Genomic DNA, 17,979 nt, shown 5'->3' on the forward strand with positions numbered 1-17,979 from the left:
GTTTTTGGTTATTCCTGAGTATCTGTTTCGTCTGAAGAAATTGCAACGTCTCCGTTATCTGCAACCAATTCTTCAATTGTTTCCTCCTCTTCGTCTTCACGCATTACTTTACAAACTGCAGCAATAGCGTCTTTACCTTTGATATTGATCAAACGGACACCTTGCGTTGCACGTCCCATAACGCGTAAATCGGAAACCTTCATACGAATGGTTAAGCCGGATTTGTTGATAATCATCAAATCATCTTCATCAGTAACATTGTTGATTGAAATCAACGCACCTGTTTTCTCGGTAATATTTAAAGTCTTAACTCCTTTACCTCCACGGTTGGTAATACGATAAACATCTTCTCCATCTTCATCAACTACTTTGGTACGTTTCCCGTAACCGTTCTCAGTAACTACCAAAATCTGAGAATCATTCACGTGATCTCTGTCGATAGAAACCATTCCGATTACTTCATCTTCTTTATCATCGGCTAAAGTAATTCCACGTACTCCGGAAGCTGTTCTTCCCATTGGACGCGTTTTCTCTTCTTCGAAACGTACTAACTTACCAGATTTCACAGCAATCAATACCTGACTGTTTCCGGTAGTTAATTTTGCTTCTAACAATTCGTCGTCTTCCTTAATGGTAATTGCGGCAACTCCGTTAACACGTGGTCTTGAATATTGCTCCAACGACGTTTTCTTCACCTGCCCCTGTTTGGTCACCATGATTACATAATGGTTGTTGATGTAATCCTGGTCTTTAAGATCCTGTGTACAGATGAATGCTTTTACCTTATCATCGTTTTCGATGTTGATAAGATTCTGGATCGCACGTCCTTTGCTTGTTTTGCTTCCTTCCGGAATTTCATACACACGCATCCAGAAACATTTTCCTTTTTGTGTGAAGAACAACATGTACTGGTGGTTTGTAGCCGCATACATGTGCTCTAAGAAATCCTGATCGCGGGTTCCTGCCGATTTTTGTCCGACACCTCCTCTGTTCTGCGTTTTGTATTCTGAAAGTGGTGTACGTTTGATATAACCGGCGTGAGAAATAGTGATTACTACCTGCTCGTCCGCAATTAAATCTTCAATACTTACATCACCACCAGAATATTCGATCACAGAACGACGCCCGTCACCATATTTATCTCTAATTTCAGCTAATTCATCTTTAATCACCTGCATTCTCATTTCTTTGCTTGCCAATAACTCTTTCAAATAAGCAATCAATTTCATGATTTCGTCGTATTCCGCTCTTAACTTATCTTGTTCCAGACCGGTTAACTGACGTAAACGCATTTCAACAATCGCACGTGCCTGAATTTCGGATAAATTGAAACGCTCGATTAATTTCGCTCTCGCCTCATCTCCGTCTTTAGAAGCTCTGATTAATTGGATAACTTCGTCAATATTATCGGAAGCAATGATCAAACCTTCTAAAATGTGTGCTCTTTCTTCCGCTTTGCGTAAATCAAACTGTGCGCGGCGGGTTACCACATCATGACGGTGTTCTACGAAATGGTGAATCAAATCCTTCAGATTCAGCATCTGCGGTCGACCGTTCACCAATGCGATATTATTCACACTGAAAGACGATTGCAATTGCGTATACTTATATAAGGTATTCAGCACCACATTCGGAACCGCTTCACGTTTCAGTACGTAAACGATACGCATACCGTTTCTGTCCGATTCATCACGGATAGTAGAGATACCTTCAATTTTCTTTTCGTTTACCAAATCAGCGGTATGTTTAATCATACTTGCTTTATTTACCTGATACGGAATTTCAGTAACGATGATCGATTCACGACCATCAACTTCCTCAAAATTCACCTTAGCACGCATTACTACACGCCCACGACCGGTTTTAAAAGCTTCCCTTACACCATCCATACCGTAAATAATACCTCCGGTAGGGAAATCAGGAGCTTTGATATGATGCATTAACTCATCAATCTCAATATCATGATTATCAATATAAGCTAAAGTACCGTCAATTACTTCCGTTAAGTTGTGAGGTGCCATGTTGGTAGCCATACCTACTGCAATACCTGAAGCCCCATTTACCAATAAGTTTGGAACTTTCGTTGGCATTACTTTCGGTTCTTCCAAGGTATCGTCGAAGTTCAACTGGAAATCTACCGTTTCTTTATCGATATCGGCAAGCATCTCTTCGGAGAACTTTTTCATTCTGGCCTCCGTATAACGCATCGCTGCCGGACTGTCACCGTCTACCGAACCGAAGTTACCCTGACCGTCAACCATAAGATAACGTAAACTCCACTCCTGAGCCATACGAACCATGGCGTCGTATACTGAACTATCTCCGTGCGGGTGGTACTTACCAAGAACCTCCCCTACAATTCTCGCTGATTTTTTATGCGCTCTATTGGATAATACTCCTAATTCATACATCCCGAACAAAACTCTTCGGTGTACTGGTTTCAAACCATCTCTAACATCAGGAAGTGCTCTGGATACAATTACCGACATCGAATAATCGATGTAAGCTGATTTCATTTCGTCCTCGATGTTAATAGGAATTAACTTTTCTCCTTCAGACATAAGTATTTATATTAAAAAATTATAGCTATTTCAAAACGTGCCAATATACACATTTTTGCAGTACCGAAACAGTATTTTATTGACAATTTTATCCATTTTATTAACACAAACAAAGCCATAAAAAGTTAAAAAAACCTGCAATTTTGTCTTTTATATCTCGAATTTTATTCGTCTATTAGCAATATTGGTAAAACTGATTTTGAAAGGTATGATTTTTGCACAACCTCTAGAGAATTAGTAAATTTACAGTATAAAGATTTTTTGAAATGGACGATAATTTTTCACCAAGAGTTAAAGACGTGATTACCTACAGTAAAGAGGAAGCTTTGCGGTTAGGTCACGACTTTATTGGTACAGAACATTTAATGCTGGGGATACTACGGGACGGCAACGGTACCGCAATCAATATATTAAACAACCTTTCGGTAGATTTGGAACATTTACGCAGAAAAATTGAAATCGTTAGCCCTCCAAATCCTAATGCTGACAGAAATAACGACAAGAAAAACCTGCATTTAACCCGTCAGGCGGAACGCGCTTTACGTACCACCTTCCTGGAAGCAAAAGTTTTTCAAAGCACTTCGATAAGTACAGCACACCTTTTGTTGTGCATTCTCCGCAACGAGAATGATCCAACAACCAAGCTTCTGAATAAACTAAAAATTGACTACGAACTTGTTAAAGAACAATTTATAGCTATGACATCAAACGAAGAAGATTATATCGACAACTTACCAAGAAACGAATCGTTTAATGACGATTCCGGACAAGATGACAGTCTGCGTGACGCAGGTTTCAACAATCCGGGCGCTGCAGGTAAAACCAATAAAAAATCCAAAACTCCTGTTTTAGATAACTTCGGCCGTGACTTGACTGAATTAGCTGAAGAAGGCAAATTGGATCCTGTTGTAGGACGTGAGAAAGAAATCGAACGCGTTTCTCAGATTTTAAGCCGAAGAAAGAAAAACAACCCTCTTTTGATTGGTGAACCGGGAGTAGGTAAATCTGCTATTGCCGAAGGTTTGGCTTTACGCATCATTCAAAAGAAAGTATCACGTATACTGTTCAACAAACGCGTAGTGACTTTGGATTTAGCCAGTTTAGTGGCCGGAACAAAATACCGCGGACAGTTTGAAGAACGCATGAAAGCCGTAATGAACGAGTTGGAAAAAAATGACGATATCATTCTTTTCATCGATGAGATTCATACAATTGTGGGCGCTGGCGGGGCTACTGGTTCTTTAGACGCTTCCAATATGTTCAAACCGGCTTTGGCAAGAGGTGAAATCCAATGTATTGGTGCCACTACCCTTGACGAATACCGCCAATACATAGAAAAAGATGGTGCTTTGGAAAGACGTTTTCAGAAAGTAATTGTAGAGCCGACTTCGGTTGAGGAAACAATCACAATCCTGAACAACATCAAAAACAAATACGAAGATCACCACAACGTAATTTATACTCCAGAAGCTATCGAAGCCTGTGTAAAATTAACCAACCGGTACATGTCGGAGCGTTTCTTACCGGACAAGGCTATTGATGCTTTAGACGAATCGGGGTCTCGTGTTCACATCACCAATATTGATGTTCCGAAACAAATTCTGGAACTTGAAAAACAGTTGGAAGAAGTACGCGAATTAAAAAATTCCGTGGTTAAGAAACAGAAATACGAAGAAGCTGCAAAACTTCGTGATGACGAAAAACGAATTGAAAAAGACTTAGCCATCGCCCAGGAACAATGGGAAGCTGATGCTAAAAACAATCGTATTACCGTTACCGAAGACAATGTGGCCGACGTGGTTTCCATGATGACTGGAATCCCGGTAAACCGTATTGCTCAAACTGAAAGCAACAAATTGGCTCACTTACCTGACCTAATTAAAGGTAAAGTAATCGGACAGGATGAAGCAGTAACGAAAATCGCCAAATCCATTCAGAGAAACCGTGCCGGATTAAAAGACCCGAACAAACCAATCGGATCCTTCATTTTCTTGGGTCAGACCGGTGTTGGTAAAACGCAATTGGCTAAAGTAATCGCTAAAGAATTATTCGATTCTGAAGATGCTTTGATTCGCATCGATATGAGTGAATATATGGAAAAATTCGCGATTTCGAGATTAGTTGGAGCACCTCCTGGATATGTTGGATACGAAGAAGGTGGACAATTAACCGAAAAAGTACGCAGAAAACCTTATTGCGTCGTACTACTTGACGAGATCGAAAAAGCCCACCCGGATGTATTCAACATGATGCTTCAGGTATTGGATGACGGACACCTAACTGATAGTTTAGGCCGTAAAATCGATTTCCGAAACACGATCATCATTATGACTTCAAACGTTGGTGCGCGTCAATTAAAAGATTTCGGGACAGGTGTTGGTTTCGGGACCTCTGCTAAAAATGCACAAGCTGATGAAATCTCCAAAGGAGTAATCGAAAATGCTCTGAAAAAAGCATTCGCTCCGGAATTCCTGAACAGAATTGACGATGTTATCGTATTCAACCCATTGGAAAAAGAACATATCGACTTGATTATCGATATCGAAATGGACAAATTATACGACCGTGTAGCCGATTTAGGATACAAACTGAAATTATCCGAAAAGGCAAAAGATTATATCGCTGAGAAAGGTTTTGATAAACAATTCGGAGCCCGACCATTGAAACGTGCTATTCAAAAATACGTGGAAGATGAACTGGCTGAAGAGATTATCACTTCCAAAATTCACGAAGGCGACGAAATATACATGGATCTGGATGAAGGAAAACAAGAACTCTTTGTTACCATTAAAAGATCAGAAAAACCTACTAATTAGTAGGTTTTTCCTTTTTTAAGCAAAATTGTTTCGCATTCCAAAAAAAGTAGTACTTTAGAATCATAAATTACTATTAAAAAATGCTAGACAAAGTTATTGTGGGAAGCGAAGAATGGTGTTCCTTTCCTGCTCTTGGAATCCCAACCATAAAGGCCCGCGTTGATTCGGGTGCAAAAACATCAGCACTTCATGCCACCAACATTACCACTTTCGAAAAAGACGGTGAAAACTGGGTACGATTTGATATCAACCCAATCCAGAATAACTTAAAAGCAGTAATCCATTGTGAGGCACTTCTAGTAGATAAGCGCGTGGTGAAAAGTTCAAGCGGATACCGCGAGCAGCGTTATGTAATCGCAACGGTCCTAGAAATCGGAGGAAGCCTTTGGGAAGTGGAAGTAACACTGACGAACCGCGATTCCATGGGATTCCGTATGTTATTGGGCCGAGAGGCAATGTCTGGTCGAATTTTGGTCGACCCCGAACAAAAATATTTACTTGGACAACCTACCAACGAAAAAATAAAAGAATACTATTACAACGATGAACCTTCAAAAAAAGGACTTCGAATTGGTGTATTAGCGAGTAATCCGGATTTATACAGCAACAAACGAATTATGGAAGCAGGCGAAATGCGCGGACACGAAATGCATTTCCTGAATCTGAAATACTGTTATATGAAACTCGATGCAGATACTCCTGAAATTCACTATCGAGGTGGTCGCGTTTTGAACAATTTCGATGCGGTAATACCAAGAATACGCCCGAGTATGACTTATTATGGCTGTGCACTTACGCGCCAGTTTGAAGCATTAAAAGTGTTTTCCCTGAACAGTTCTGCAGCTATCAGCCAGTCAAGAGATAAACTGTTTTCACTACAATTGCTTTTAAACAACGGGGTTGACATTCCAACAACCGGATTTGCCAATTCGCCTTTAGACACCAACGATTTGATCAAAATGGTTGGAGGTTCTCCCCTGATCGTTAAATTATTGGAAGGAACCCAAGGAAAAGGAGTTGTATTGGCAGAAACCAAAAAAGCAGCCGAATCGGTTATCAATGCTTTCAAAAGTTTAAATGCCAACATCTTAGTACAGGAATTCATTAAAGAAGCCAACGGAAAAGATTTGCGTTTGTTTGTAGTAGACGGAAAAGTGGTAGCCGCGATGCAGCGTGAAGCTTTACCTGGAGAATTCAGGGCTAACATACATCTAGGAGGAACTGCCTCGGTTGTAAAAGTAACAGCAGAAGAAAAAAGAATCGCCATCAAAGCAGCCAAAGCCATGAACTTAAAAGTGGCCGGGGTTGATATTATCCGTTCATCCAAAGGTCCGTTATTGTTGGAAGTAAACTCTTCACCAGGGCTTGAAGGAATCGAAGGCGCCACCAACAAAGACATTGCCGGTGAAATGATCAAGGCAATCGAAAAGAATTTTAAGTGGAAATAAGCAGCTATCAAAAATAAGTATTTTGTGATAATACAAATATTTTGAAACTGCATTTTAAAAATGAATACATACCTTGACATAGTACTGCGAAGCGTGGCCGTATATTTATTTATGGTTATCGCTTTGCGTGTTTTTGGTAAAAAAGAACTTTCTCAACTCAACACCGCCGATGTCATCCTGATTTTACTGATCAGTAATTCTGTTCAAAATGCCATGGTTGGGAGTAACACCAGCCTTTTAGGAGGATTGGCAGCAGCTTTGGTTTTGTTCATAGTCAGCTATATCTTAAAAAGGCTGATGTACCGTTTCAAAAAATTAAGCAGTTTAATTCAGGACAAACCGGAAATCCTTATTCATAACGGAAAAATCGAATATCAAACACTAGCCAAATTAGGCATTACATCGGACGAGATAGAAGAAGCCATGCGAGAACACGGTGTGGAGCATTATAAAGATGTGAAATTGGCAATGTTGGAAATTGACGGAAACATCAGTATCATAACAGGAGAAAAACAATTAAAACAATCTCATCATAAACGAAGAACCCATAAAACTTTAAGTTAATTCTGCATGAACAAAAATCGGTTAGAAGCTTTTAGTGATGGTGTATTGGCCATTATCATTACTATTATGGTCCTGGAATTAAAAGTTCCGGAAGGAAAAGATATTGAATCGCTTCTCCCCTTGTTTCCAAAGTTCCTGAGCTATGTAATGAGCTTTATCTATGTCGGAATTTATTGGAACAACCATCACCACATGATGCATACCGTAAAAAGAGTTACCGGCGGAATTCTCTGGGCCAACCTGCATTTGTTATTCTGGCTGTCATTATTTCCTTTTGTAACAGCATGGATTGGCGAAAATAACTTTGCTCCTTTCCCAATGACGATGTATGGTATTGTACTTTTAATGGCCGCGATAGCTTATTTTGTTTTGCAATCTCAAATTCTGAAAAACCACGGTTCCGACTCAGTACTTTCAAAAGCCATCGGAAGTGATTTAAAAGGAAAAATTTCTCCTATTTTGTACCTTATCGGGATAATTTGTGCTAACTTTAATGCTATTATTGCCGGAGTCATGTATATAGCTGTTGCATTAATGTGGTTGATTCCGGATAAACGGATTGAAAAAATCATCGATTCCCAATAAACAAAATCTTAGAATTATGCAGACCATTTATCACGACCTTATCATCAACGTTTCAAGGGAGAAAGTCTTTGAAGCGGTATCAACACCTCAAGGATTAAACAACTGGTGGACACTACACTGCAAGGGAAAGCCCGGATTAAACGAAAAATACAATTTATATTTCGGCGAAGGATACGATTGGTTTGCTTCACTTTCCAAATTTAATGAAAATGAAGCTATCGAATTTTCCATGACAGATGCAATGGAAGAATGGTTACCGACAAGTTTTGGATTCATTTTAAAACAAGAAAACGGCGATCGGACTTATGTTCAGTTTTACCACACAAACTGGTATGAGGTTAGTCAGGAATTTCGAATTGCAAGTTATTGTTGGGCCAATTTATTACGAGAATTAAAGCAATACCTTGAAAAAGGGATCATTACTCCGTTTGAAGACAGAAATTAATTCAAGACATGAAAAACAAGCATATCATAATTGCATTTATACTGGGCTTTATCATAACTATCATTGGAGCACTTTTTAAAATTATGCATTGGCCTTATGCCTCTGCTCTGTTAATATTAGGAATGTTATGTGAAGCGTATGCAGGTATAGCACTCGTAGTCAAAATTTATAAAGATCAGAATCCAAACGGTTTTTTCAACAAATAAGCATGACTATTTTATCCAAAATACTGATAAGTTTAGTCGCCTTCATTCATATTTACATTGTATGGTTGGAAATATTTGCCTGGACTACCCATGCCAAAAAAGTATTTCGGAAAGTTCCAGCTGATATGTTTGAAAAAACTAAACAGTTAGCAGGAAATCAAGGACTATATAATGGTTTCCTGGCTGCAGGACTTATTTGGTCACTATTCATCGGTAATACACATTGGAGTTTCAACGTGGCACTATTCTTTTTGAGCTGCGTTTTCGTTGCAGGTATTTATGGCGCTATTACAGTACAAAAGTCCATTTTTTATGTACAGTCGCTTCCGGCGATACTAGCAATAATCAGTATACATTTCATGAAATAAAAAAGCCTCAATTAAGAGGCTTTTTTGTTATTCTAAAACTTCGCTGTCAAGCTGTAAGCTGTTCAGGAAAGCTATGGATTTTTCAATATCGTAATGTAAAATTCTGTCTTCTTCTACCAATGGTACTTCTTCACGGTATGATTTCACGAAACTCTCAATAAATTCACTTGATTTTAGAGGTCTTCTGAATTCGATCGCCTGAGAAGCATTCATCAATTCAATAGCTAAAATACGTTCAAGATTTTCCATAATCTTCAAACATTTCGTAGCCGCATTAGCCCCCATACTCACGTGATCTTCCTGCCCGTTTGAAGAAACGATACTGTCGATACTCGCAGGAGTAGCCAACTGCTTGTTCTGGCTAACGATACTCGCAGCCGTGTATTGCGGAATCATAAACCCTGAATTCAATCCCGGATTACTTACCAAAAACGCTGGCAATTCTCTTAATCCTGAAATCAACTGATAAGTTCTTCTTTCAGAGATGTTTCCAATTTCAGCCAAGGCGATTCCTAAAAAGTCCAAAGCCAAAGCCAAAGGCTGTCCATGGAAATTTCCTCCGGAAATAATCAGATCTTCATCCACAAAAATATTAGGGTTATCAGTAACCGAATTTATCTCTGTTTTAAACACTTTTTTCACATAGTCAATAGCATCTTTTGAAGCACCGTGAACCTGAGGAATACAACGGAAAGAATACGGATCCTGTACGTGTTGTTTTGGCTGAGCAATAATTTCGCTGTCTTCCAATAATTCCTGGAAACGTCTTGCCGTATTTATTTGCCCTTTATGTGGACGGACAATGTGGATCAATTCATTAAAAGGTTCGATTCTTCCATCAAAACCTTCCAAGGAAATCGCACCGATTACATCTGCCAGGTATGTTAATTTCATCGCTTTCAAAAGAATGTAGCAACCGTATGAACTCATGAACTGTGTTCCGTTTAATAAGGCCAAACCTTCTTTTGACTGCAATTCGATTGGTTTCCAATTCATTTTCTCCAACACTTTCTTTGCAGGCTGGCGGAAGCCGTCAACATAAACCTCTCCTTCTCCAATCAGCGGTAATGACAAATGTGCCAAAGGTGCCAAATCTCCAGATGCCCCTAATGAGCCCTGAGTATAAACTACCGGCAAAATATCATTATTATAAAAATCAATTAGACGTTCAACTGTTACTAATTGAACACCTGAATTTCCGTAGCTCAACGATTTAATTTTAAGCAACAACATGATTTTCACAATCTCGTGCGGCACTTCTTCTCCCGTTCCACAAGCATGGGATTTCACTAAATTCTCCTGAAGCTTTGTAAGGTTTTCATTAGAGATTTTGATGTTGCATAACGACCCAAAACCAGTATTGATGCCATAAATAGGCTCACTGTGCGACTGCATTTTCTCATCCAGATAAGCACGGCATTTTTCAATGTTGATGCGTGCCTCTTCAGACAATTCAAGGGTTTTATTCTGGGAAACGATTTCCTGAAGTAATTCCAGAGAAAAAACATCAGAACTAATATAATGTACTGTATCCATTTTGCGTGGTTATATTAAGGGGGCAAAATTCAGCAAATTGCGTTTAAAAAGCAAGATTTATTATTAGTATTTCATTATGAAAAATTATAGGATACAATTATTATATTTGGGCATCAAAAACTATTAAACATGAAAAACACACTTTACCTTTTGCTGGTAGTAGTTCTCGCTTCTTTTACGACGCCAAAAGAAACCATTACCGTTTCCGGGAAAATCACTAATACAGAAGACGGCAAACTAAAGATTAAAGGAGAATCTTTTGAAAAAGAAATCATTTTAAAAGCTGACGGAACATTTTCTGAAACCCTGCAGATTGATTACAACGGAACTTATAATTTCGCTACAAAAGCGAATCGTACTTCTTTGTATTTAACAAAAGGAACAGCGCTTGTAATCAATTTTGATGATAAAAACTTCGCTACGACTTTGAAGTATTCTGGAAAAGGAAGTGCTGAAAATCAATATTTAAGTGATAAATCGGCTACTGTTAACAAAATGATGGGTAACGTTCAGGAGTTTTACACCTTGGAGGAAACTGCTTTTTTAGCAAAATTGAAAGAGGTAAAAACTTCGATGACAGATTTATTAAACAAATCAAAAATTACCGATGCAGCTTTCAAGAAAAATGAAATGAAGAGTATCGGATATTTTGAGCAGTTGCAAATTCTGAATTATCCTTCTTACCACGCTCATTACGCTAAAATTGAAGGTTTTACACCATCAGCCACTTTCCCTAAATTTGATGATAAAATCGATTTGGACAATCAGGAAGACTTCTTATTTTCATCATCTTACAAACAGATTGTTGCGACAAAGTTCAATAATGCATTGATGTCTCAAATGGCAGAAAATGAGGAATACACATCCAAATTAGCATTGCCTGAAATCAAAAAAGTAAAAAGCCCGGCAATCAAAAATGCTCATATTCAAAATTTATCATATGAAGTAAGCGCAGGAAATCCTGATGCAGCGATGCTTTACAATGAATTAATGGCAATGTCTTCTGACGAAAAGTTCAAAAAAGACCTGACTGTTAAATTCAACAAAATAAAAACCTTAACTCCTGGAAATATTTCCCCTAAATTTGATTACGAAAACTTTAAAGGCGGAAAAACAACTTTAGAAAGCTTAAAAGGAAAATACGTTTACATTGACGTTTGGGCAACATGGTGCGGGCCTTGCCGTCGTGAAATTCCAAGCTTACAAAAAGTGGAAGAGCAATATCACGGTAAAAACATTGAATTCGTAAGCCTTTCTATCGATACTAAAAAAGACTACGAAAAATGGAGAAAATTTGTGGAAGAAAAGAAACTTGGCGGTGTTCAGTTAATTGCCGACAATGACTGGAATTCTAAATTCGTACAAGATTATGCCATCGAAGGTATTCCGAGATTCATTTTAGTAGATCCGAAAGGTAACATTATCTCTGCAGATGCTCCTCGCCCATCCGATCCTAAATTGATCGCTAAATTTGAGGAATTAGGCATTAAATAGCCTTATCAAAATACAAAAATAAACCCTTTCGAAAACTCATTCTGAAAGGGTTTATTTTTTAATATAAACTTAAAAAAGCCTTGCCGAGATTATCTATGCAGTCCGAAGCAATGAAGGAATGATGCCCGATTTCAGGTACGGCTATGTTTGCCGTTAAACCGTGAAGATAAACTCCCAGAACAGCAGCATCAACGGCAGCATATCCCTGAGAAAGTAATCCCGCTAGAATTCCGCTTAAAACATCACCACTTCCTGCAGTTGCCAAAGCTTGATTTCCTGTAGTATTCTCAAAAACCGAATCCAAATAGACAACATGAGTTGGTGCACCTTTAATCACCAATACAACATCGAAATCCCTTGAAAAAGCTTTCACTTTTTCCATCATTTCGTCATGAGAACTCCAGCTTCCGATCAAGCGTTCCAATTCTTTTTTATGAGGTGTTAAAACGGCCTGATTTGGTAACATTTCAAACCATGATTTGTTTTCGGAGAGAATATTCAAAGCATCTGCATCAATAACCATCGGGAGCGTTGTCATTTTCAGAAAATGATACAAGGCGTGCTGGGTATCCGAATGTTGTCCCAATCCCATTCCTATCGCAACAGCATCAACTTTAATTTTATACCCAATAGCTGTTATGTGATCTGTGTAATCATCAGTTATAACCATTGCTTCTGGAAGAGCCGTCTGGATGATTTCATAACCACATTTGGGAATATAGGCCGTAACTAAACCCGCACCCGCTTTAAGACAAGCTTTTGAAGAAAGGCAAACAGAACCCATTTTTCCATAGCTTCCACCCACAATCAAAGCATGCCCCTGGACACCTTTGTGGCTGTTCCCGGAAATTGGTCTGAAACGTTTTAAAGCTTCATTTCTATCTATCAATACAGTATTTTCCATAGGTATGAGCTTTATATAAAATTACAAAAATTAACTGTTTCAAAAATTAATTTTGCAAGAAAATATTTTGTAATCCAAAAAGGCTTAAATTTGTAGTATGTTGAGTAACAATCATTCATACAGTGTTTCATCCACAACCACTTCTTTGGTTGCAGTTGCTACTGTAGTTACTTCAACGACGGCTGCAACAACTACCACTACCCCGTTTGGGGTATAATCAATTCATATAATCCGTTTGTATACGTGTATTTTTTACACGCAGGAGCTCTTACTCTCTTTTGAGTTATTTATCAAAATTTAATCTGTTAACAGGATAAATTCATTCTGAACATTTAAAAATTTAAATATATTTTCATCATGAAAGTCTTAAAATTTGGCGGTACTTCTGTTGCCAATGCCCATAATATAATAAAAGTTGTAGCTCTTTTGGAGAAATATAAAGAGCGTAAAGTAGTTGTAATTTCTGCTTTAAAAGGAGTGACTGATGCTTTAAATGAAGCCATTAACAAGTCGCAGTCAAACAATGACGAATACGAAATCATTTTAAAAGAATTGTATCAAAAGCATTGTGATGTTGTCGTTCAAGTAATTCCTGAAAAAAACCAGGGAGGCATACTGGAAAAAGTGGAAAGCTGTTTCAGGCAAATCGATAATCTGTTAAAAGGTTCTTTTTACCTTGGGGAATTATCTCCGAAAAAGAAAGATTTTATTCTGGCTTTTGGTGAAATTCTCTCTTCAAGAATTGTATATGAAAAACTAAAATCCGAAAAACAAAAAGTAGCCTATTGGGATGCACAGGAACTAATCGTAACAAATTCAAATTTTGGCAATGCCGAAGTAAATTTTGAATTAACCGATTATTCTATTCAATATTATTTTGAAAGATGTCAGGCAGACATCATTATTGCTCCTGGTTTTATTGCCAAAGATCAGAATGGAAACATTACTACCCTTGGCCGCGGCGGTTCTGATTATACAGCAGCTATTATCGCGGCTGCTCTGGATGCCGATCAATTGGAAATTTGGACAGACGTTAGCGGAATGTACACTGCCAATCCCAAAATTGTAAAACAGGCCAAGCCTATAGATCATATTTTATACAGAGAGGCCATGGAACTTTCACATTTTGGAGCTAAGGTTTTGTATGCTCCGACAATTCAACCTGTTCTAAATAAAAATATTCCGGTACAAATTAAAAATACTTTTGAACCTGAAGCCATAGGCACACTTATAGACAACAAAAAGAATGACAGCAGAAATCCCGTTAAAGGAATCAGTCATATTGGGGATATTGCATTAATTACAGTTGAAGGTTCTGGTTTAATAGGTGTTTATGGAGTATCTCAAAGACTTTTTGGGGCAATTGCAAAAGAAAAAATCAATATCATTTTAATTACACAGGCCTCATCGGAACATTCTATATGCATTGCAGTTTCAGAAAACGATTCCCTTAAAGCTAAAGCAGCCATTGATGAAGAATTCAAATACGAAATCAAACAACAAAAAATTAAGCCTTCACTTGTTGAAAACAATCAGTGCATCATAGCTGTTGTTGGTGAAAACATGAAAAATCATCAGGGCCTAAGTGGAAAAATATTTAGCACATTAGGAAAAAACAATATAAATATCAGAGCCATTGCTCAGGGCGCATCCGAAAGAAACATATCAGCCGTTATCGATAAAAAAGATGTAAAAAAAGCTTTGAATTGCCTTCATGAAAAGTTCTTTGAAGGAAATATTAAGCAACTCAACCTTTTTATAGCCGGTGTTGGAAATGTAGGCAGCAAGTTTATTGAACAAATTCAGCAACAAAAAAGATATTTAAAAGATAACCTGAAGATAAACATCAGAGTAATAGCTGTTTGCAATTCCAAAACTATGGTTTTTGACCAGGACGGTATTGATTTAAATAATTGGGAAAATCTTTTAAAAAGAGGAGAAATAGCCTGCATTGATTCATTTCTTTCAAAAGTCGAAGTATTAAACCTTAGAAACAGCATATTTATTGATAATACGGCAGATAATCAAATCGCATCCATTTACCAGCATTTCTTAAAGCAAAATGTTGCTGTGGTTACCTGCAATAAAATTGCATGTTCCTCTGATTATGAAAATTACGTTCAATTAAAAAATCTTTCCCTGAAATATGGAGCACCATTTTTATTTGAGACCAATGTTGGTGCCGGACTCCCAATAATCAATACACTAAAAAATCTTATTGTTTCAGGTGACAAAGTAAATAAAATCCAAGCCGTATTGTCAGGAAGTTTAAATTTCATCTTTAATAATTTTAGCGCAGATTGCAGTTTTCATGACGTTGTAAAACAAGCTGGTAATGAAGGGTATACTGAGCCCGATCCCAAAATTGATCTGAGTGGAATTGATGTGATGCGGAAAATTTTAATCCTGATCCGGGAAAGTGGTTATCAGATGGAAATAGACCAGATCCAGAATGAATCTTTCCTGCCAAATGAAGTACTGGAAGCAGAATCTATCAATGACTTCTTTAAAGCGCTGGAAAAAAATGAAATACATTTTAGAAACCTCTTTTTGGAAGCATCATTGAAAAACTGTCGCTTAAAATATGTAGCCGAATTTGAAAACGGAAAAGCTAAAGTCGGTCTACAACTGATTGAAAAAGAACATCCGTTTTACAATCTGGAAGGCAAAGATAATATCGTCCTATTTCATACTGACAGATATGCCGAACAACCTTTGCTTATTAAAGGCGCAGGTGCTGGTGCTGCGGTAACAGCTTCGGGAATTTTTGCAGATGTAATACGAATCGCTAACATTTAATTGAGATCTATGGAAAGTATTAGAATTTTTTCCCCTGCGACTGTAGCGAATCTTTCTTGCGGATTTGATGTTTTAGGCTTGTGCCTGGATACTATTGGAGATGAAATGATTGTTCGGAAATCCAATAAAAAAGGTATCCGGATTACCAAAATAACAGGCGCAGATTTACCTCTGGAGATTGACAAAAACGTAGCCGGCGTTGCCGCTTTGGCATTAGTAAATACGTATGAAACAGATTTTGGTTTCGAAATAGAAATTCATAAAAAAATAAAAGCCGGAAGCGGGATAGGCAGTTCGGCAGCAAGTGCGGCGGGTGCTGTTTTCGGAATTAATAAATTACTGGGAGAACCTTTTTCCGGTAACGAACTGATATATTATGCAATGAAAGGCGAAGCTTTAGCCAGCGGCAATGAACATGCGGACAATGTTGCACCTGCCCTTCTTGGCGGCTTTACTTTGGTTCGCGGTTATGATCCTTTGGATGTAATAAAAATCAAAAGTCCGGAAGAATTGTATGTAACAATCTTGCATCCTCACATCGAACTTAAAACATCCGAAATGAGAGCGATTCTAAAACCTGAAATCAAACTTAAAAACGCTATCAGGCAATGGGGAAATGTTGGAGGTCTTGTCGCCGGTTTATACACCAATGATTATGATTTAATAGGACGATCCCTTACGGATTATATCGTAGAACCATTAAGAAGCAAATTTATTCCGGGTTTTGACCAGGCGAAAAAAACTGCGATAGAAAACGGTGCCTTGGGAGCTGGAATTTCAGGTTCAGGGCCTTCAATTTTTACTTTAAATAAAGGTTTGAAGAATGCTACTTCTGTTAATGATCAATTAAAAGAAATATACCAAAAGAATGACATTCCATTTGAGACGTTTATTTCAAAAGTGAACCCAGACGGGATTCGTATAATTGAATAATTTTTGAAAGATGCTATATTACAGTTTACATAACCATGAACATAAAGTAAGTTTTAAAGAGGCAGTTTTACGTGGATTGGCTCCTGACAAAGGACTGTATTTTCCGGAAAAGATAACGCCTTTAAAAGATTCATTTTATAATACAATTGAAAATTACAGCAATACTGAAATTGCTTACGAATGCATTAAACAATTTGTTGGCAATGCGATTCCTGAAACAGAATTAAAACAAATAATTGACGAAACCCTTTCATTTGATTTCCCGCTTGTTGAAATAGAAAAAGACATTTTTTCCCTTGAACTATTTCATGGCCCCACAATGGCTTTTAAAGATGTCGGTGCCAGGTTTATGTCGCGTTGTTTAAGTTATTTCAACAATGCTGATGCAAAAACAATTGTTTTAGTAGCCACTTCCGGAGATACCGGTGGTGCCGTTGCCAGTGGTTTTTTGGGAGTAAAAAATACAGAAGTGGTTATACTTTATCCCAGTGGAAAAGTAAGCGAAATTCAGGAATTACAACTCACTACTTTAGGCAAGAACATTACTGCTTTGGAAGTAGCCGGCACTTTTGACGATTGTCAGGAAATGGTAAAAAATGCCTTTTCAGACACCAAACTTGAAAATCTTAATCTGACATCTGCGAACTCTATAAATATAGCACGTTGGCTGCCGCAAATGTTCTATTATTTCTTTGCATACAAGGCTTTAAAAAAACGCCAAAAACAAATCGTAATTTCCTGTCCCAGTGGCAATTTCGGAAATATATGTGCCGGAGTGATGGCTAAACGATTAGGATTACCTGTTTCACATTTTGTGGCAGCGACAAATGCCAACGACACTGTGCCACGTTTTTTAAAAAATGGTCATTATCAACCAAGTAAAACCATCGCAACACTTTCAAATGCAATGGATGTTAGTGATCCGAGCAACTTTATAAGAATCCAGGAACTATACAAAAATAACACGGAAAAGTTTTTCCAAGATTTTACTTCCTATTCATTTAATGACGATAAGGCATTGGAAACTATAAAATTAATTTACAAGAACAGTAACTATATAACTGAACCTCACGGTGTAACCGGTTATTTGGGACTAAAAAAAGAGTTAGAAAACAAAAAAGATTCTATTGGTATATTTTTGGAAACTGCCCATCCGATAAAATTTTCAGAAACCGTTGAACATACTTTAGATTTAAAACTACAAGTACCAAATCAATTAAAAGACTTATTTAAGAAGCAAAAGGTTAGTATTAAAATAGAAAACTACACCGATCTTAAAAATTTTTTAAGCTCTTGATTTCTGTGGGTACATCACTTTGC

14 protein-coding genes are annotated in these 17,979 nt (G+C 37.7%); 11 read left to right on the forward strand and 3 right to left on the reverse strand.

Annotated features, from left to right (window positions below; translation table 11 throughout):
* Positions 1-8 precede the first annotated feature (8 nt).
* The gene (gene gyrA, locus LZF87_RS11935; RefSeq protein WP_244339236.1) at positions 9-2,561 is read right to left on the reverse strand and encodes a DNA gyrase subunit A; all 2,553 of its coding nucleotides are present in this window, start codon (positions 2,559-2,561) and stop codon (positions 9-11) included.
* Between the two features lie 266 nt (positions 2,562-2,827).
* On the opposite strand from gyrA, the gene LZF87_RS11940 reads away from it, so the two are divergent.
* From LZF87_RS11940 to LZF87_RS11965, 7 genes are all read left to right on the forward strand, one after another.
* Complete coding sequence (locus tag LZF87_RS11940; RefSeq protein ID WP_244339237.1) at positions 2,828-5,377, forward strand: ATP-dependent Clp protease ATP-binding subunit; 2,550 nt, start codon at positions 2,828-2,830, stop codon at positions 5,375-5,377.
* An 80-nt stretch (positions 5,378-5,457) separates the two neighbouring features.
* Positions 5,458-6,825 carry a 30S ribosomal protein S6--L-glutamate ligase gene (gene rimK, locus LZF87_RS11945; RefSeq protein ID WP_244339239.1) on the forward strand — a complete coding sequence of 456 codons (1,368 nt, stop codon included), beginning with the start codon at positions 5,458-5,460 and terminating at the stop codon, positions 6,823-6,825.
* Between the two features lie 60 nt (positions 6,826-6,885).
* On the forward strand, positions 6,886-7,389 hold the full coding sequence (locus LZF87_RS11950; protein ID WP_244339241.1) for a DUF421 domain-containing protein: 504 nt from the start codon (positions 6,886-6,888) through the stop codon (positions 7,387-7,389).
* 6 nt (positions 7,390-7,395) lie between these two features.
* The gene (locus tag LZF87_RS11955; RefSeq protein ID WP_244339249.1) at positions 7,396-7,974 is read left to right on the forward strand and encodes a TMEM175 family protein; all 579 of its coding nucleotides are present in this window, start codon (positions 7,396-7,398) and stop codon (positions 7,972-7,974) included.
* Positions 7,975-7,990: 16 nt separating this feature from the next.
* Complete coding sequence (locus LZF87_RS11960; protein ID WP_244339251.1) at positions 7,991-8,419, forward strand: SRPBCC family protein; 429 nt, start codon at positions 7,991-7,993, stop codon at positions 8,417-8,419.
* A gap of 8 nt (positions 8,420-8,427) precedes the next feature.
* On the forward strand, positions 8,428-8,625 hold the full coding sequence (locus LZF87_RS14780; protein WP_413614284.1) for a GldL-related protein: 198 nt from the start codon (positions 8,428-8,430) through the stop codon (positions 8,623-8,625).
* 2 nt (positions 8,626-8,627) lie between these two features.
* The gene (locus LZF87_RS11965) at positions 8,628-8,993 is read left to right on the forward strand and encodes a DUF1304 domain-containing protein (protein ID WP_244339252.1); all 366 of its coding nucleotides are present in this window, start codon (positions 8,628-8,630) and stop codon (positions 8,991-8,993) included.
* 27 nt (positions 8,994-9,020) lie between these two features.
* Here the strand turns inward: LZF87_RS11965 and hutH are convergent, their stop codons facing one another.
* Positions 9,021-10,529, reverse strand: a complete 1,509-nt coding sequence (gene hutH, locus LZF87_RS11970; protein WP_244339253.1) for a histidine ammonia-lyase — start codon at positions 10,527-10,529, stop codon at positions 9,021-9,023.
* Between the two features lie 129 nt (positions 10,530-10,658).
* On the opposite strand from hutH, the gene LZF87_RS11975 reads away from it, so the two are divergent.
* Entirely contained in the window at positions 10,659-12,023 is a 1,365-nt protein-coding gene (locus LZF87_RS11975; RefSeq protein ID WP_244339255.1) for a TlpA family protein disulfide reductase, read from the forward strand.
* A 58-nt stretch (positions 12,024-12,081) separates the two neighbouring features.
* Here the strand turns inward: LZF87_RS11975 and LZF87_RS11980 are convergent, their stop codons facing one another.
* On the reverse strand, positions 12,082-12,927 hold the full coding sequence (locus tag LZF87_RS11980; protein WP_244339257.1) for an NAD(P)H-hydrate dehydratase: 846 nt from the start codon (positions 12,925-12,927) through the stop codon (positions 12,082-12,084).
* 357 nt (positions 12,928-13,284) lie between these two features.
* Here LZF87_RS11980 and thrA point away from each other — a divergent pair, with 357 nt between their 5' ends.
* Genes thrA through thrC form a run of 3 tightly spaced genes read left to right on the forward strand, consistent with a single transcriptional unit; the run spans position 13,285 to position 17,956 of the window.
* A complete protein-coding gene (gene thrA, locus LZF87_RS11985) occupies positions 13,285-15,726 on the forward strand; it encodes a bifunctional aspartate kinase/homoserine dehydrogenase I (RefSeq protein ID WP_244339260.1) in 2,442 nt (813 codons plus the stop codon).
* A 9-nt stretch (positions 15,727-15,735) separates the two neighbouring features.
* Positions 15,736-16,659 (forward strand): homoserine kinase, encoded by a 924-nt coding sequence (locus tag LZF87_RS11990; protein WP_244339263.1) that lies wholly within the window; start codon positions 15,736-15,738, stop codon positions 16,657-16,659.
* Positions 16,660-16,669: 10 nt separating this feature from the next.
* Positions 16,670-17,956, forward strand: coding sequence for a threonine synthase (gene thrC, locus LZF87_RS11995; RefSeq protein ID WP_244339266.1), 1,287 nt, complete (start codon positions 16,670-16,672; stop codon positions 17,954-17,956).
* Positions 17,957-17,979 lie beyond the last annotated feature (23 nt).

Origin of the sequence: Flavobacterium enshiense (genome assembly GCF_022836875.1) — a bacterium.
Taxonomy (GTDB): domain Bacteria; phylum Bacteroidota; class Bacteroidia; order Flavobacteriales; family Flavobacteriaceae; genus Flavobacterium; species Flavobacterium enshiense_A.

Coding starts and splice junctions, on each gene's coding strand:
- gyrA (WP_244339236.1), bottom strand. CDS start 2,561: ATGTCTGAAGGAGAAAAGTTAATTCCTATTAACATCGAGGACGAAATG.
- LZF87_RS11940 (WP_244339237.1), top strand. CDS start 2,828: ATGGACGATAATTTTTCACCAAGAGTTAAAGACGTGATTACCTACAGT.
- rimK (WP_244339239.1), top strand. CDS start 5,458: ATGCTAGACAAAGTTATTGTGGGAAGCGAAGAATGGTGTTCCTTTCCT.
- LZF87_RS11950 (WP_244339241.1), top strand. CDS start 6,886: ATGAATACATACCTTGACATAGTACTGCGAAGCGTGGCCGTATATTTA.
- LZF87_RS11955 (WP_244339249.1), top strand. CDS start 7,396: ATGAACAAAAATCGGTTAGAAGCTTTTAGTGATGGTGTATTGGCCATT.
- LZF87_RS11960 (WP_244339251.1), top strand. CDS start 7,991: ATGCAGACCATTTATCACGACCTTATCATCAACGTTTCAAGGGAGAAA.
- LZF87_RS14780 (WP_413614284.1), top strand. CDS start 8,428: ATGAAAAACAAGCATATCATAATTGCATTTATACTGGGCTTTATCATA.
- LZF87_RS11965 (WP_244339252.1), top strand. CDS start 8,628: ATGACTATTTTATCCAAAATACTGATAAGTTTAGTCGCCTTCATTCAT.
- hutH (WP_244339253.1), bottom strand. CDS start 10,529: ATGGATACAGTACATTATATTAGTTCTGATGTTTTTTCTCTGGAATTA.
- LZF87_RS11975 (WP_244339255.1), top strand. CDS start 10,659: ATGAAAAACACACTTTACCTTTTGCTGGTAGTAGTTCTCGCTTCTTTT.
- LZF87_RS11980 (WP_244339257.1), bottom strand. CDS start 12,927: ATGGAAAATACTGTATTGATAGATAGAAATGAAGCTTTAAAACGTTTC.
- thrA (WP_244339260.1), top strand. CDS start 13,285: ATGAAAGTCTTAAAATTTGGCGGTACTTCTGTTGCCAATGCCCATAAT.
- LZF87_RS11990 (WP_244339263.1), top strand. CDS start 15,736: ATGGAAAGTATTAGAATTTTTTCCCCTGCGACTGTAGCGAATCTTTCT.
- thrC (WP_244339266.1), top strand. CDS start 16,670: ATGCTATATTACAGTTTACATAACCATGAACATAAAGTAAGTTTTAAA.